Origin of the sequence: Sorangium sp. So ce426, assembly GCF_051475585.1 — a bacterium.
Lineage (GTDB): Bacteria > Myxococcota_A > Polyangia > Polyangiales > Polyangiaceae > Sorangium > Sorangium cellulosum_B.
Map to the genome: position 1 here is coordinate 5,064,940 of NZ_CP150341.1, position 14,418 is coordinate 5,079,357.

A 14,418-nucleotide genomic window follows, 5' to 3' on the forward strand; every position below is an offset into this window, starting at 1 on the left:
CGGGCCGTTCGCTCAATGATTGCCGTGCGGACGCGGCCGGCCGTAGAGTGCGCGCCGCGCGGGCGAGCCGGCCCGCGCGGGCGCGGCGCCGGGAGCGAGCATGGGCAGGGAGATCCGGGTCAGGACATGGGCGCTCGCCGGGGTCGCCGCGGCGGGCATGGCGTGCGGCGCCGCGCCGGCGCCCACGCCATCCCCCGGGGCCGTGCCGGCGCCCGCGCCGCCGTCGGAGGCGTCCGCGCCGGCCGCCGCCCGCCCGCCCGAGGCCTCCGCTCCGGTCGAGGCCGCCGCCGCGCCGCCGGCCGCCGCGCCCCCCGAGTTTGCGGTTCCGCCCAACACGGCGGTCCTCCACGTCGGCGACTCGTTCGCGGTGGCGGGCTTCGCGCAGGCGCTCCGCCCGAGGATGCAGGCGCACCGCGTGCGCTACGCGGTGAAGGCGGAGACCAGCTCGTACACGGTGACGTGGGCCTCCAGGATGGAGCTCCTTGTCGCGAACTACCAGCCGGACCTCGTGATCATCAGCCTGGGCGCCAACGAGGTGGAGAACGTCAACCCGCCGGCCCACGCCGGCGCGATCCGCCGCATCGTCAAGGCGATCGGCGGTCGCCCGTGCGTGTGGGTGTCGCCGCCGCTGTGGCGCAAGGACACCGGCATCATCGACGTGATCCGGACGAACTCGGCGCCGTGCCGCTTCTTCGACTCCGACGCGCTGGTGCCGGGCCCCCTCCCGCGCCAGAAGGACAAGATCCACCCGAACGAGGTCGGGGGCGCGCGCTGGGCCGAGGCCTTCTGGAGCTGGCTCACGGCGGAGCACCTCCCGGCCGGCGAGGCGGCGCCGGCGCGCAGCCCCTGGGCGCTCCGGCCGTCTCCGCCGGAGGAGCACCGCTCCCGGGCGGAGGCCCCGGAGAGCGCGGCCCAGCCGGGCGCTCAGGTGTTGGAGCGGCGGGCGGAGTGATCGCGAGCTGACCGGCCGGCGCCCTACGCCGCCGACGTCGCGACGCCTGCGCCGCGGTGGACCAGCCCGGGATCGTGGCCGAGCGCCCCTGCGATCGCCGCCCTCACGTCCCGCATGAGCCGGTTGCGGCCCCCGGCGCCGTAGGGCGCGGGATCGATCGGCGGCATGATCGTGACCACCACGCGGTGGTGCTCCTGCACGACGAAATCCTTGGCCCGGAGCACGTGCCGCGTGCCGTCGATCGCCACCGGGAGGATGGGCGTGTTGGTCTCGATCGCCATCCGGAAGCCGCCGCTCTTGAACGGGAGGAGCGCGCCGGTCTTGCTCCGCGTCCCCTCCGGCGCGATCCAGACCCGGGTCCCGTCCTGCAGCATGGACGCGCCCACCTGCAGGCTCGCGCTGGCCTGGACGTGGTCGCTCCGGTTGATCCGGATGAACCCCGCCGCCTTCATCGCATGGCCGAAGATCGGCACGTTGAACAGCTCCTTCTTGGCGATCATCCGCAGCCGCCCGGGGATCGCGCGGAACACCACCGGGATGTCGAAGAGGCTCTGGTGGTTCGACATCACGACGAACGGCCGTGCGCCCGAGGCGTGCTCGCGCCCGCGCACCACCAGATCCACGTCCGCGTCCTCGAGCACCTTGCGCGCCCACCAGTCCAGGCGCTCATCGCAGCGCTCGAGGGTCACACGCCCGATCATCGCGTCCACCACGGTCGGAAAGCAGATCCGGGCAGTGTCGAAGATTCCCATGAACGTCGTCTGAAGGCTCATCGCTCTCTTCCCGCTGGCTCCGCTGAAGGGTGAGGGGATCGCGTGGCGCGCTGGCGACCGAGCAGGCCCTGCCGTACGCGGCGGGCAAGCGGCCCCCGAGGGCGCCGAGCTCATCCAGTGCTGATGCAGCGCTCATCCAGCGCTCGTCCGCTGCGCGAACGCCGCAAAGTATACCACTCAACCCCCGGCTGTGGTGCCGGTCACGGTCACTACCACGCGGCGCGCGTGGGGAGAACTACGGTGCTCCCAGACATACAGGGCTTGCCAGGTCCCGAGCGCGAGGCGGCCGCCGGAGATCGGGATCACCTCACTCGAGCGGGTGATGGCGCTCCTGAGGTGGCCCGGCATGTCGTCGGGGCCCTCGTCGTCGTGCTCGTACTCGCGGCCCTCCGGGGCGAGGCGCGACATCCAGCGCTCCAGGTCGCGGAGGACGGCCGGATCGGCGTTTTCCTGGAGGATGAGGCTCGCGGACGTGTGCTGCAGGAACACGGCGCAGAGCCCGACGTCGACGCCCGCGCCGGTGACGACGCGCGCGACCTCGCGCGTGATGTCGACGAAACCCCGGCCGTTCGTGCGGATCTCGAGCGTGCGCTGGACGATGGTGGTCACCGCGCCATCTTAGCCGCCTTCGGCGCGGGCGCCCGGCACGACGTCGACGATGAGCCCCCAGCTCGTCCAGCGCTGGAACCACACGCCGACGCGCTCGGCCAGCGCCGCGCCCGCCAACTCGCCGCCGCCCGGCGACTGGCGGCCGCACGCCTCCGCTCCGTGGGCTCCGGCCGCCACCTCCTCACACGCCGGGACGAGCGGCACGCCCCGCCCGAGCGCCTCGAGGAGCGCGAACGCCGGCGGCTCGAGCTCTTCGAAGCGGATCGTGAGATCCGCGCCGCGGAACACGGCGAGGCGGACGGGGCGGGGCGCGGGCAGCGCGGGCGACCGGCCCTGCTTGAGCTCGCTCCGGAGGACGTGCGCCGGGTGGTCGAGCCGCACCAGCGCGAGCAGCGGGTGAAGGACGATCCTGGCGGTGGACCAGCCGTCCGCCGGCATGCCCGTCACCTTCGCCGGATCGAGCGGAGGGGGCGAGGCGCCGTCGAACAGATCGACGAGGGCGTGCTCGTACCGCGCCACGTCGCGCGCGAGATCCCGCAGGGCGGGGGGGAACCCGTCGTGCGCGCCCGCGAAATCGGCGACGTCTCGCCCGAGGTCGCGCAGCGTGAAGCTCGCGGGCGGGTGCGCCGCGAGGTAGGCCCTCGCGAACGCGTCGAAGCCGTCGTCGCCGAGGACGTGCGCCAGCGCGGGGTAGTCCTCGCGGAGCGCGTCCCTGTGCCGCAGCCAGAACTGCCGCCGGTAGATGTCGGCCTGCTCGGCGGGCGCGAGCCGCTCGCTCCCGGCGACGTGCTCGCGGCACAGGCCGGCGAGCTCGGCGTCGTCCGGGAGCGGCGCGCCCGCCGTGAACATGCGGGTGAGCTGGCGCATCAGGGCGGCGAGGCCGGCCGGGGGCGCGGGGTCAGGCGGCGCGCGCACGCGCCACCTCCTCCCGGATCGCCCGCGCCTTCTCCGCCTCGGCGGCGAGGACCTCGAACGAGGGGATGTCGTCGTCCCACTCGATGAGCGTCGAGACGTCGCCGGCGCGGGCGACGGCGCGCCGGTAGAGCGCCCACACGGCGTCGACCACGTGATCGCTGTGGGTGTCGAGGATGTACGCGCCCTGGTGCGTGTGGCCGGCGAGGTGGAACTGCACGATCCGGTGGTGCGGCACGCCGTCGATGTAGGCCTCCGGATCGAAGCCGTGGTTGTACGAGGAGACGTAGACGTTGTTGACGTCGAGCAGGATGCCGCAGTCGGCCTCCTCCGCGATCGCGGAGAGGAACTCCCACTCGCTCATCCGGCTGGCCGTGAAGGTCAGGTAGCTCGACACGTTCTCGAGCGCGAGCCGGACCTCGAGGAAGTCTTGCACCACCCGCGCCCGCGCCGCGACGTGCCGCACGGCCTCTTCGGTGTACGGCAAGGGGAGCAGGTCGTGCAGGTTGATCCCGTGCGCGCCCGTCCAGCAGAGGTGATCGCTCACCCAGGGCGAGCCCACCCTGGCGAGCAGCGCCTTCAGCCGGCGCAGGTAGTCGAAATCGAGCGGATCCGTGCTGCCGATCGACAGCGAGACGCCGTGCTGGACGAGGCGGTAGCTCGAGAGGACGCGCTCGAGGTGGGCGATCGGCATGCCGCCGTCGACCATGAAGTTCTCGCTGATGATCTCGAACCAGTCGACCCGGGGCCGGTGCTCGAAGATGTGCCGGTAGTGCGGGATGCGCAGCCCGACGCCGACGCCGAGGTCGGGGAGTCCCAGCCGCATCCGTTCGGGGTTCACCATGGTTCACCGCGAGCCTTGCTCAGGGGTGGAGGGGTGCGCCGCGGCGCCTCACGATCCATCGGATCCGGCGGATCCGCGTGGCATGGCCCGACGGCCCAGCGAAGCTGGCGGATCCGCGTGGATCCGCCGGACTCCGCCGGGCCGGGCGCGCCGAGCTACGACGAGCAGTCGGCCGGCTTGCAGCCGCCCTTGCCCTTGCACTCGTTCTGGCCGGCGCACGCGTGGCTGTCGCTCTTGCAGCCGCCCTTGCCCTTGCACTCGTTCTTGCCGGCACAGCACGCCTTCGCGGCGTTCTCCGGCGCCGCGGCCGGAGGCGCGTCGGCCGCGGGGGCGGCGCCCGTCTCGGGCGCGGGCGGAGGCGACGAGGCGCAGCCCGCGAGGCCCGCCACCATGCCCGACACCGCCGTCAACGCCAACGTCTTGCCCATGTCGATCGTCATCTGATCCTCCACGCTCGTCTTCGTCGCGATCATCGAGCCCACCGCGCGCCTCGCCAGCATGGCGCGCCCGCGCGCTGGAGCCCGTCGGGTCTCGCCGGCCTCTCGGCCGCGCCGAGCCCATCGGCTACGCGTCACTACGCCCGGCCGGTTCCACGGTTTCACTTCGGACGCGTTGATTCTTCATTCAACTCCCCGTAAGTGAGCGGGGTTGACCTCCACGCCCACGCGAGCCCCCCCTGCGTGCACGGCGTCCGGCGACGTAGCCTCTGCGGCTGGGGCGCGCGGCCAGCGTGCAGCGTTCCATGCACGACGTAACTCGCTTCGGACGGCAGGCGCAAGACAAAGCGTCCGGCGCGGCGCGGCGGCGCCGTGGCGTGTCCTCGTCCACCCGCGTCGCGGGGCGCTCCCGGTGCTCGCAGCGCTCTCGCTGGGGGTGGCCGGCTGCGGCGGGGCTCCGCGCGCGGGGGCCGGCGCGCCGGGCGGCGCGGCGGGTGATGCGGGCTCCGGGCGCGAGCTCCCTGTCGATGCGATCGCCGCCGAGCTCGAGGTGATGAGCGGTGTGGTCCTCGAAGGGCGGGAGGCGACGTTCCGGGACATCCTGGCCGACGCGATCGCGAAGGACGCGTACCTGTGCCAGCCGGCTCCGCGCCGCGTCTTCTCCGGGGCGCGCGGCGACGTGCCGGAGGGGGAGCGGCGGATCGCCGGGGTGATGCCGCACTACGGCCTCTTCTTCGGCCCGATGAGCTACCTCGTGCGGCGGCGCGGCGGCGCCTGGGAGGTCGACGTGCGGATCGCGGTCGACCCGCCGGAGGGCGCGGGCTGGCTCGAGCTGCCCGACTGCGGGCTCTCCGCCCGGCTCGGGGGTGCGATCGCGTGCCGCGGGACACCGTACGCGCGCTCGGGATCGACGGACGCCTGCCCGGGGTCCGGCGTGTTCACGGCGAGGGCGACGCCGGCCGCGATCCGCGCGCTGCTCGCGCGCTGGTCGGACGAGGCCGAGGGGTACTGGAACCGCGACGCGCGCGCCTTCGGGCTGCCGGTGCGTTACGATTTCGACTTCGTGCTGGCGGACGAGGCGCGTGCGCGGGCGCTCCGGGTCGACCTCGCGGTGCCGCTCTCGCCGACGTGCGGCAGGACGCCGTACTTCAGCGCGATGCGGGCCGGCTGGTCGCTGCCCGTGCTCGCCCACGAGGTGGGGCACGTGCTCGGGCTGCTCGACGAGTACGAGGCGCTCTCCGGGATCGTCCGCTGCTATCCGAAGACGCCGTTCCAGGGCGCCGAGATCAGCCGGATGGGGCTGTCAATGAAGGAGGAGACGCGGCTGCTGCCGATCCATCACTACCTCGTGCTCCGCCGCTTCTTCTGCCGCGAGCCGGCGTCCATCGACCCGTATGCCGGCGCGATCCGCTGACCCGATGCCGGCGCGATCCGCCGAGCGCTCCACGCGGCCCTGCGCCGGCCGCCGCCTCGCGGCCGCGGCGCTCGCCTGCGTCAGCGCCGCGGCGCTCGCGTGGACGGGGCTCGCGGGCTGCCGCTCGGAGCCGGAGCGCGGCGGGGCGGACGCGGGGCCGAGCGCGGAGGACGCGGGGACCGGCGCGGAGGACGCCGGGGCCGGGGCGCCGGACGTGGCGCCGCCGCTCGTGGGGGCGCCTCCGGGGCCGAGGGCGCTCGCGCCGCCGGCGGAGCCGCGCTGTCCGCCGGAGATGGTGCGGGTCGCGCGCCGGTTCTGCGTCGATCGCTACGAGGCGGTGCTGCTCGACAAGGAGACGGGGCTCGAGATCTCGGCGTTCTATCCTCCGTCGCGCCAGGCGGCCGCGTCCGTCGAGCGTGTGTGGTCGAAGATGCGGCTGCAGCTCGGGGACGACGAGGCGCGCCGCATGGAGCTGCCGCTCCTGCCTGGCTGGCAGAAGCAGCGCGAGTTCGAGCCGCGCGCGGTGTCGCGCAGGGGCGTGCTCCCGCAGGGCTACACGACCGGCGCGCAGGCGGATCTCGCGTGCCGGAACGCGGGCAAGCGGCTCTGCTCGCTCGACGAGTGGCGGACGGCGTGCCGCGGCGAGCGGGACGAGCAGTTCCCGTACGGGCCGACCTACGCGGACGGGCGGTGCAACGTGTTCCGCGAGCACCACCCGGCCGGCGTGCTCCACCGCGACGTGACGCTCGGGCACAGCGACCCGCGGCTCAACCTGGTGCGCGTCGCCGGGGCGCCGCTCTTGCGGCGGACGGGCGAGACCGCCACGTGCGCGAGCGCGTGGGAGGACGACGCGATCGCCGACATGGTCGGCAACCTGGACGAGTGGATCGACGATCCGGAGGGGACGTTCGTCGGCGGGTTCTACGCACGCGCGACCCGGGAGGGGTGCATGGCGCGCGTCGCGTCGCACGACTTCACGTATTTCGACTACTCGACAGGCGTCCGCTGCTGCGCGGATCTGCGCGCGCCGCCGTGACGGGCGCGCGCAGCCGGGGGCTGCCGGACGCGCGACGAAGATGCCGCTCTCCGGCAAGCCAGGGAGGGGGAGCCGGCGCCGGTGAGAGAAGAGGCGCCGAGCCCGTGTGGCGCCTCGCGCTTTACTCCCGCCTGGCCAGTCCCTGCCGGACGACCTCTCTGGCAACGAACGGGCTCCATTCCTGGAGCAGCTCCAGCGGCAGCCTCCCCTCCAGGTACGGCACGTAATACAGCTCCCGTGCGGCGATGCACTCCCTGTCGTTGAGCTTCAGTCGCTCGATGGTTGCCTGGACGCGCTCGCGCACCTCGCCGTCGAGGCCTTCCGCTGGGAGCACCTGGAGGAACGACAGCTCCAGGACGAACCACGCATCAGGGATCTCCATCGGATCGAGGACGTCGTCGAAATCGCGTTTGCGCGCGTTCATGAGCGAGCACACGAAGCGGTAGTTGCTCCACTCGTACGCGAGCTCGCGGCGCTTCGACTTCGGCGCGACGTGATCGACGGAGCGCGCGCGGGTGCCTCGCGGAACGAGCACGCACAGGTAGGCGCAGATGCTGCGGTAGCTGTCGCGGAGATCGTCCAGGCACTCCCGCCAGGTTGGGGGCAGGTGCTCCGCGTTCGCGGCGAGGGCGCGCAGGCCGGGCTGCCGGACGAGCGCGTCGAAGCGCGCCGGCTCCGGCTGGAGAGGTACGTGGATCACGGCGTGAGCCCGGCCTGACGCGCCCTGACGAGCCAGCGCGCCCAGAAGGGATCGGTGTCCTTGAGCACGTCGTGCAGCTCTTGGTGGATCCGCTTCACGTCCTCAATCGGCAGATTCGGCCGCCGCATCGCGGCCATCGCGTCGAGGATCGCCTTCTCTGCCTCGACGGACCGCGCCTGCGCCAGATCGAACACGTCGGACGTGAGCCATGCGGAGGCGTCCCCGCGCGCCTTCCATGCGGGCTTCGACACGGTGACCTCAGCCCCGTCAAGATCGAACAGGAAGAGCGCGTCGCGCGCCTCGTCGAAGTGCGGCTCGGCGGAGGCGAGGACCAGCGGCGCGTGCGTCGTGATGAAGAGCTGCGTCTCGATGGACGCCTCGAGCTCGCGGGACACCCGGAGCAGCGCGGGCAGGATCACGCGCTGCCACTGCGGGTGCAGGTGAGCCTCCACCTCGTCGACGAGCACGACCAAGCTCCGCTCCGGCGCGGTGTTCCGGAGCCTCGCCGCCTCGACGTGCTCGCGCCACATCCAGACCAGGAGGTAGGCGAACGAGAGGATCCGCTTCATCCCGGCGGAAGCGAGCAACACCGGGACACTGCCATAGGGCATGTCAAGGGTCGGGATGTCGCGGACGTCATGCAGCGAGACGCGGGTCGTGCTTGCTCCGGGCCGGAGGGTCTCCCCAGGATTCGGCGACAGGACCTCCAGCACACGTGTCAGCAGCTCCAGCGTGCTGCCACGCTGGAGCTGCCATGTGGCCCAGTCGCGGATCAGGCCATTGCAGAGCACCGAGCCGTCGTGGTCGTCCGCGGTGAGCCCGTTCCAGATCTGGCCGGGCGTGAAGTGAAACCCCGGCACGGGTCCCGTCGATTTCACGCCGAGCGGGGACTGCAGGTGCCCCGCGGGTCGAAGCGGGTCCCACACGGAGAAGCTGCCGTCGACCCGGGCGTAGAAGACGAGGCCGGAGCGCCTGGAGGCCCCGGGTGGATAGACGGTGTGCCAGTTTTGCTTCTCGAAGTCGAACGACGAGGAGACCCGATGCACGACCTCCCCGTCACGCGTCTCCCGGACGATCTCTGGCTTGACCGCTGGGCCGCGTCGCGGCGCCGCGGGATAGCCGGGCCACGTGCCGGTCAGCGCGAACCAGCTGACATCCAGCACGAAGGTCTTGCCGAGCCCGTTGTCGCCCGCGAAGAGGTTGAGCCGCGGCGCGAGCTCGAACGCCATCGCGGGCGCCGGTCCGGTGTCGTGCAGTTCCAGCCTCTCAAGCATCGCGTCCCCTCTCGGTCGCCCGTGGTTCGTTCGGGCCGTGGCCGATGGGGGTCGCGAGCGGATGAGCGCGGAAGGTGTGCCAGACCTTCTTGCAGAGGAGCTCCATCGGCTGCGTCATGACCATGGCAACGCGTGATCTGCTGGGTCGCGCGGGAAAAGGCAAGAAAAGCCGCTCCCGCAGGGCTCCGTCCGACCGTGCGGTGCCGCGGGGGAACGAGCCGTTCAACTGCGCCGCCGGGGCACTGGAGCCAGCGACGCTCCACGGCACAGCCCTGCGCGGACGAGGGGAAGGCGGCCCAGCGTCGTCGTGAGGCCCAGCGCACCGCTGCTGCGCGGATGTGCGCGCGCCGCCGTGACGGGCGCGCGGTCGCGGCGGCGCGGGACGATCTGGTAGCATCGGCCGCTGCGCGGGAGGACGTCGCGCTCGTGCGACACCGCCGGGAGGACCATCGATGCTCGCAGCCCGATATCACGTCTACGATTCAGCGGTGCTCGACGCGCCCATCGAGGAGGCATGGAGAGAGCTCCGCGATATCGTCGCGCTCCTGCCGATCGTCTTCGGTGACGGTGTCAGGGACTACCGTTACGTGGACGGCGGCTCGGCGGAGAAGATCCCGTCGCGCTTCGAGTTCACGCTCCACCCGTCGGGAGACAAGGCCGTGGAGGAGGTCGTCGCGCGATCCGAGACCGAGCACTCCGTCACGTACCGGCTGCTCGGGCAGGTCCTGGGCATCGAGGGGTACATCGCGACGTACCGGCTTCGCCGCATCACGACCGAGCCGGGCAAGACGTTCCTCGAGTGGCCCCGGGAGTTCGGCGTCGCGCCGGGCCAGGAGCCTGAGAAGGTCGTCCCGTCGGTCGCGGCCCTCACCGCGAGGGAGGTCGTCGCCATCAAGGAGCACTTCGCGCAGCGCCGCCGCCCCGTGTGATGCACAGCGGCCTCGGCCGAGCGCACAGGGCCGAGGTGGAGCACCCACGGCTCCGCGAGGGATGGCAGCAGGGGGCCGGCGTCCCATAGCAACCGCTGGAGAGGCCTGCGCCGGGGGTCTTCAACGGACCGCAACCGTTGGGAGAGGCCCGCCGCCGGGGTCTTCAACGGTTCGAGTGAGCGCGAGGGACCCGCCGCCGGGGGTCTTCAACGGTTCGAGTGAGCGCGAGGGACCCGCCGCCGGGGGTCTTCAACGGTTCGAGTGAGCGCGAGGGACCCGCCGCCGGGGGTCTTCAACGGTTCGAGTGAGCGCGAGGGACCCGCCGCCGGGGGTCTTCAACGGTTCGAGTGAGCGCGAGGGACCCGCCGCCGGGGGTCTTCAACGGTTCGAGCGCGGACGAGGGGCCTGCGCCTGGGCGGAAGCAACGGATCGCGTGCGCTGGAGCGAGCGCGAGCGACGGGGCCGGGACGGATCGACTTCGCTGCGGGCGGCCAGGGCTCGGGCGTGCCGGCGCGCGACCACCCTGGCCGTCCATTCACGACGGCGATCTCGCCTTCCCGAGCGCACGCCGCCGTGACGAGGGCGCGCTCGGGCGGCGGCGACATCCCCTGATAACATCGCTCCGCAGCGCATGGCGGTGTCGCGCCTGCGGCATCGGAGGAGGGAGCCATGATCGACGCGCGGTATCACGTCTACGACTCGGCGGTGCTGGACGCCCCCATCGAGGAGGTCTGGCAAGAGGTCCGCGATATCACGAAGCTCATCCCCGTCGTCTTCGGGGACAACGTCAAGGAGTACGGCTACGTGGAGGGCGGCTCCGCGGAGAAGGTGCCCTCGCGGTTCGCGTTCACGCTCGTCTCGGGGGAGAGATCGCTGGAAGAGGTGGTCGCGCGCTCCGAGACCGAGCACACCGTCACCTACCGGATCCACGGGCAGATCTTCGGCATCGAACGATACACCGGGACCTACCGGCTCCGGCGCGTCACGACCGAGCCGGGCAAGACCTTCCTCGAGTTTCCACGGGAGTTCGGGGTCGCGGCAGGTCACGATCCCGCGCAGGTCGTCCCGGCCATCGCCGCGCTCACCGCGAGGGAGGTCGCGGCGATCAAGGCGTACTTCGCGAAGCGCCGCGGCGCCGCCTGATCCGGCCGCCGCGCGCCGAGCCTCGCGGTGAGCGCGGCGGCCGCAGGAGCGCGCAGCGCGCCCGCCGCCCTCAGGTCGTCGGGCGGCCGACCGCGAGGAAGGCCTGCTCGCCCTTCGGGCGCCGCCGGTCGCGCCAGACGAGCGCCGCGGGCAAGACCAGCACGGCCGCGAAGAGGCACGCGAGCTCGCCGATGACCGCGGCGACGCCCAGGCTCCGCACCGCGTAGTTCTGCGAGCGGACCAGGGCGAGGTAGCCCAGCGTCGTCGTGAGGCTGCAGAGGATCACGGCGCCGCCCGTCTCGCGCACCGCGGTCAGCGCGCCGCCGGCGCCCTCCCGCGCGTACCGCTGCACGATGTTCACGGCGTAGTCGACGCCGATGCCGAACGTCAGCGGCAAGGCGATGAAGTTCAGGAAGTTGAGCTTCACGTCCATCAGCACGAGCAGCCCCGCCATCCACGAGGCGCCGACGAGCAGCGCGCCGAGCACCGCGAACGCCGGGCGGCCGCCGCGGAAGGCGACGAGCACGACGAGGACCGTCGCGGCCAGCGAGAAGAGCACCGCCGGCGGCACGTCGTCGATGACCGCCGCCCACATGTCCGCGTAGATGACCGCGCGCCCCGAGCCGCGCACGACGCTGCCGTCAGGGAGCCGCGTCTCGCGGTACGCGTCCGCCCACCGGAAGAGGTAGTGCGCGTCGTGCACGCTCTCGGGCGTGGTCGGGCTGATGTACACGATGCGCCCGCGCGTGCCGTCGGTCTCGGTGAAGGCGCGCGCCACGCCCGCCGGCAGATCGTCGATCCCGAACGGCGCGAGATCGTCCGGCGGGATGACCGCCTGGATGCGGCGCCAGTCCTCGTCGCCCACGAGGCCGCGCTTCCGCGCCCTGAGGACGCGATCCTTGATCTCCTGGAGCAGCGGGAGCTTCGCCTCCTGATCCCGCGGGACCAGATCCTGGAGCGCGTAGATCTCCTTGAACGGCTTCGCCCCCTCGGGCGCCGCGTCGCGCCTCGCGTAGAGCGCGGCGCGGAGCGGCTCGACCTGCTCGGGCCGGTCCACGAGGATCGCCATGCCGTCGGTGCCGACGTAGCCGGTGATCTCCTCCGCGAGCGAGCTCAGGCGGATCTGCGCCGCGCGGGACCCCTCGTCGTTGCGGAGGTTCTGGAGGTTGTACTCCATCGGATCGGCGCGCACGTAGCTCACCGTGGCGACGAGGCCGGCCGCGGCCAGGGCGAGGCCCGCGAGCGTGAGCGTGGCCGGGCTCCGCGACGCGAGCCGCGCGAACGGCGCGCCGAACGCGATGCCGCCCTGGGCGCGCCGCCGCAGCCTGCCGAGGAGGCCCGGCGACTCCTGCTCGAGGGGGACGATCCGGTCCATCACCGCGAGGATGCTCGGCAGCGCGACGAACGTGGCGACCCAGCAGAGCACCATGCCGGCGCTGCCGATGAGGCCGAAGTCGTGGAAGCCGCGGAACTCGGTGACGAGCAGCGAGCCGTAGGCGGCCGCGGCCGCGCAGCCGGCCGTGAGCGTGGGCAGCCAGGTCTCGCGGTGGGCGACGCGCACGCCCTCGAGCAGGCTCGCGCCGCCGCGGCGCGCCTCGAGGTAGCGCGCCATGTAGATGATCCCGAAGTTGATCCCGTTGCCGGCGACGATCGAGAAGAGGAACCCGGTCGCCATGTTGAGGTGGCCGAGCGCGAGCTGGGTGGCGCCGAACGTCCAGGCGACGCCGATGCCGATCGTGATCAGCATGGCGACGAGCGTGCGCAGGCGCAGGTAGTAGAGGAACACGACGGCGGCGATGAGCGCCGCGCCCGAGACGCCGACGTCGGTCAGATCCTCGTTGATCGCCGCGTACTCGGCGATGCCGGTCTGGAGATCGCCGGCGAGGCCGTAGGTGATCCCCGGCTCGAACGAGGCGGGGCGCACGCGCTCGACGACCTCGCTCACGCGCCGGATCGCCTCGGAGCCGGCGGCGAAATCGCTGGCCATCACCTTCGAGCGGATGGCGACGACGACGGTCTTGCCGTCCTTCGACTGGTAGTAGCCGTCGGGGTAGCGCCCCGTGTCGACCCCCTGGAGGCCGAGGCTCTGCTCGATCGAGCTGGCGCTCACCTCGGGGGGCGGCTCGTCGTCGTCGAGCAGCGCGCCCGTCGCCTTGTTGACCTCGTAGGCGTAGCGCGCCTCGATGTCGTCCCTGAGCTTGGTGAGCCTGTCGCGGTCGACGTAGAGCCCGGCGCGCGGCGAGAGGAAGCGGTAGGCCTCGTGCACCCCGTCCTCGACGCTGCCGACCCACGGGGGGCCGATCTTCTCGATCTCCGGGACGAGCGCGTCCGCGGCCCGCTGGAGCGCGGCCGTGGGCGTGCCCTCGCCGCCCTGGAGCACGACGAAGAGCGTGGAGACGCCGGCCGTCTTCGCGGCGACCCGGTCGAGCTCCTGCACGCTGGGCCGCGACGCCGGCAGCAGCGACTCGAACCCGGTCAGCACATGGAGCCGCGTCGCCAGGAAGAGGGCGATGACGGTGAAGATCCCGGTCGCGAGCAGCGGCAGCGCCGGCCGCTTCACCTGCAGCTCGGCGAGGCGCGACGCGAGCCCGCCGCCGCGCGACGAGGGCGGCGCGAGGCGGGGAGAGGGCTCGCGGGGAGCTTCACCGGAGCTTTCGTGTGAACCAGGGGAATCAGGGGAAGGAACCGGGCGGGGCGCCGGAGGCGATGGCATGGGGGGAGCGGACATGAGACGGTGTGTGGCTCCGGGGCGGAGAGGGACGTTGGAAGGACGGTGGAAGCGCCGGTGGACCACGTTCTAGGGAACCGGATCCCCGGAGAAAAGCGGTCGTGTGCGGCGCGGCGACGGCGCGCCGCCGAGGTCCAGGCGGCCGCGGAGGCGCGCCGGGCCGGCGGGCGCTCCCACGACCCCGCTGACCATGATGCGGTGTTCGGGATGCGCAACGACGATCTCGTGCGCCGCCAGATCGGTCACGAGATCGCCCGCATCGCGGGCGCGAAAAGGCGGCACTACCGGGAGCGCGTGGCCGGCTCTCGACGTCATTGCCTCAAGGATGGCCGCCCGGCGTGCCTCCCGTGTCGAGCCCGCTCCCCTGCGACGCCTCTCCCGGGGGCCTCGCGCGACGGGAGGGGGCCTGAGAAGCCTTGGCCGCGTCGCGCACGGGCCAAGGCAGCTAGGGTGTCGCCGGCGGCCAGGCCCGCCGACCGATCGCCTCATGAGGCAGACGAACAGGCCCTAGAGCGACGAACGGGTTGAAGCCGCACGCAAACAGCGAGAAGTTGAGACGCCAAAAGACGCCAAGAAGCGCCAAAAGACGCCAAATTTATTGTTTTCTTGGCGTCTTTTGGCGCCTCTCTGCGTCTTTTGGCGTCTTTTGGCGTCTCATCTCTCTGGT

General features: G+C 72.5%; 13 protein-coding genes. 5 read left to right on the plus strand and 8 right to left on the minus strand.

Annotated features, from left to right (window positions below; translation table 11 throughout):
* The first annotated feature begins 100 nt into the window (after nucleotides 1–100).
* Nucleotides 101–952, plus strand: a complete 852-nt coding sequence (locus WMF44_RS18760; RefSeq protein ID WP_437300488.1) for an SGNH/GDSL hydrolase family protein — start codon at nucleotides 101–103, stop codon at nucleotides 950–952.
* A 23-nt stretch (nucleotides 953–975) separates the two neighbouring features.
* Here the strand turns inward: WMF44_RS18760 and WMF44_RS18765 are convergent, their stop codons facing one another.
* From WMF44_RS18765 to WMF44_RS18785, 5 genes are all read right to left on the minus strand, one after another.
* Nucleotides 976–1,725 carry a lysophospholipid acyltransferase family protein gene (locus WMF44_RS18765; RefSeq protein ID WP_437300489.1) on the minus strand — a complete coding sequence of 250 codons (750 nt, stop codon included), beginning with the start codon at nucleotides 1,723–1,725 and terminating at the stop codon, nucleotides 976–978.
* A 177-nt stretch (nucleotides 1,726–1,902) separates the two neighbouring features.
* A complete protein-coding gene (locus WMF44_RS18770; protein ID WP_437300490.1) occupies nucleotides 1,903–2,334 on the minus strand; it encodes a secondary thiamine-phosphate synthase enzyme YjbQ in 432 nt (143 codons plus the stop codon).
* A 9-nt stretch (nucleotides 2,335–2,343) separates the two neighbouring features.
* Nucleotides 2,344–3,249, minus strand: coding sequence for an HvfC/BufC family peptide modification chaperone (locus tag WMF44_RS18775; RefSeq protein WP_437300491.1), 906 nt, complete (start codon nucleotides 3,247–3,249; stop codon nucleotides 2,344–2,346).
* The gene (gene bufB, locus WMF44_RS18780; RefSeq protein WP_437300492.1) at nucleotides 3,233–4,090 is read right to left on the minus strand and encodes an MNIO family bufferin maturase; all 858 of its coding nucleotides are present in this window, start codon (nucleotides 4,088–4,090) and stop codon (nucleotides 3,233–3,235) included. The genes WMF44_RS18775 and bufB overlap by 17 nt, the downstream gene beginning before the upstream one ends.
* Before the next feature lie 155 nt (nucleotides 4,091–4,245).
* Nucleotides 4,246–4,563, minus strand: coding sequence for a hypothetical protein (locus WMF44_RS18785; protein WP_437300493.1), 318 nt, complete (start codon nucleotides 4,561–4,563; stop codon nucleotides 4,246–4,248).
* A 376-nt stretch (nucleotides 4,564–4,939) separates the two neighbouring features.
* On the opposite strand from WMF44_RS18785, the gene WMF44_RS18790 reads away from it, so the two are divergent.
* Together WMF44_RS18790 and WMF44_RS18795 are read left to right on the plus strand one after the other, a co-directional pair.
* Nucleotides 4,940–5,941 carry a hypothetical protein gene (locus WMF44_RS18790; protein WP_437300494.1) on the plus strand — a complete coding sequence of 334 codons (1,002 nt, stop codon included), beginning with the start codon at nucleotides 4,940–4,942 and terminating at the stop codon, nucleotides 5,939–5,941.
* Nucleotides 5,942–5,945: 4 nt separating this feature from the next.
* Entirely contained in the window at nucleotides 5,946–6,977 is a 1,032-nt protein-coding gene (locus WMF44_RS18795) for a hypothetical protein (protein WP_437300495.1), read from the plus strand.
* Between the two features lie 121 nt (nucleotides 6,978–7,098).
* Here the strand turns inward: WMF44_RS18795 and WMF44_RS18800 are convergent, their stop codons facing one another.
* Complete coding sequence (locus WMF44_RS18800) at nucleotides 7,099–7,677, minus strand: hypothetical protein (RefSeq protein WP_437300496.1); 579 nt, start codon at nucleotides 7,675–7,677, stop codon at nucleotides 7,099–7,101.
* Entirely contained in the window at nucleotides 7,674–8,951 is a 1,278-nt protein-coding gene (locus tag WMF44_RS18805; protein WP_437300497.1) for an AAA family ATPase, read from the minus strand. Before WMF44_RS18805 ends, WMF44_RS18800 begins: the two co-directional genes overlap by 4 nt.
* 452 nt (nucleotides 8,952–9,403) lie before the next feature.
* On the opposite strand from WMF44_RS18805, the gene WMF44_RS18810 reads away from it, so the two are divergent.
* Together WMF44_RS18810 and WMF44_RS18815 are read left to right on the plus strand one after the other, a co-directional pair.
* Nucleotides 9,404–9,880: an SRPBCC family protein gene (locus tag WMF44_RS18810; RefSeq protein ID WP_437300498.1), complete on the plus strand. Its 477-nt coding sequence runs from the start codon at nucleotides 9,404–9,406 to the stop codon at nucleotides 9,878–9,880.
* 669 nt (nucleotides 9,881–10,549) lie between these two features.
* Nucleotides 10,550–11,023 (plus strand): SRPBCC family protein, encoded by a 474-nt coding sequence (locus tag WMF44_RS18815; protein WP_437300499.1) that lies wholly within the window; start codon nucleotides 10,550–10,552, stop codon nucleotides 11,021–11,023.
* A gap of 70 nt (nucleotides 11,024–11,093) precedes the next feature.
* Here the strand turns inward: WMF44_RS18815 and WMF44_RS18820 are convergent, their stop codons facing one another.
* Nucleotides 11,094–13,583, minus strand: a complete 2,490-nt coding sequence (locus WMF44_RS18820) for an efflux RND transporter permease subunit (protein ID WP_437300500.1) — start codon at nucleotides 13,581–13,583, stop codon at nucleotides 11,094–11,096.
* Nucleotides 13,584–14,418: the final 835 nt, after the last annotated feature.

Bases quoted from the DNA above. Each gene is read 5' to 3' on its own strand.
- bufB (WP_437300492.1), bottom strand. From the start codon at position 4,090: ATGGTGAACCCCGAACGGATGCGGCTGGGACTCCCCGACCTCGGCGTC.
- WMF44_RS18805 (WP_437300497.1), bottom strand. From the start codon at position 8,951: ATGCTTGAGAGGCTGGAACTGCACGACACCGGACCGGCGCCCGCGATG.
- WMF44_RS18760 (WP_437300488.1), top strand. From the start codon at position 101: ATGGGCAGGGAGATCCGGGTCAGGACATGGGCGCTCGCCGGGGTCGCC.
- WMF44_RS18785 (WP_437300493.1), bottom strand. From the start codon at position 4,563: ATGATCGCGACGAAGACGAGCGTGGAGGATCAGATGACGATCGACATG.
- WMF44_RS18765 (WP_437300489.1), bottom strand. From the start codon at position 1,725: ATGAGCCTTCAGACGACGTTCATGGGAATCTTCGACACTGCCCGGATC.
- WMF44_RS18795 (WP_437300495.1), top strand. From the start codon at position 5,946: ATGCCGGCGCGATCCGCCGAGCGCTCCACGCGGCCCTGCGCCGGCCGC.
- WMF44_RS18815 (WP_437300499.1), top strand. From the start codon at position 10,550: ATGATCGACGCGCGGTATCACGTCTACGACTCGGCGGTGCTGGACGCC.
- WMF44_RS18810 (WP_437300498.1), top strand. From the start codon at position 9,404: ATGCTCGCAGCCCGATATCACGTCTACGATTCAGCGGTGCTCGACGCG.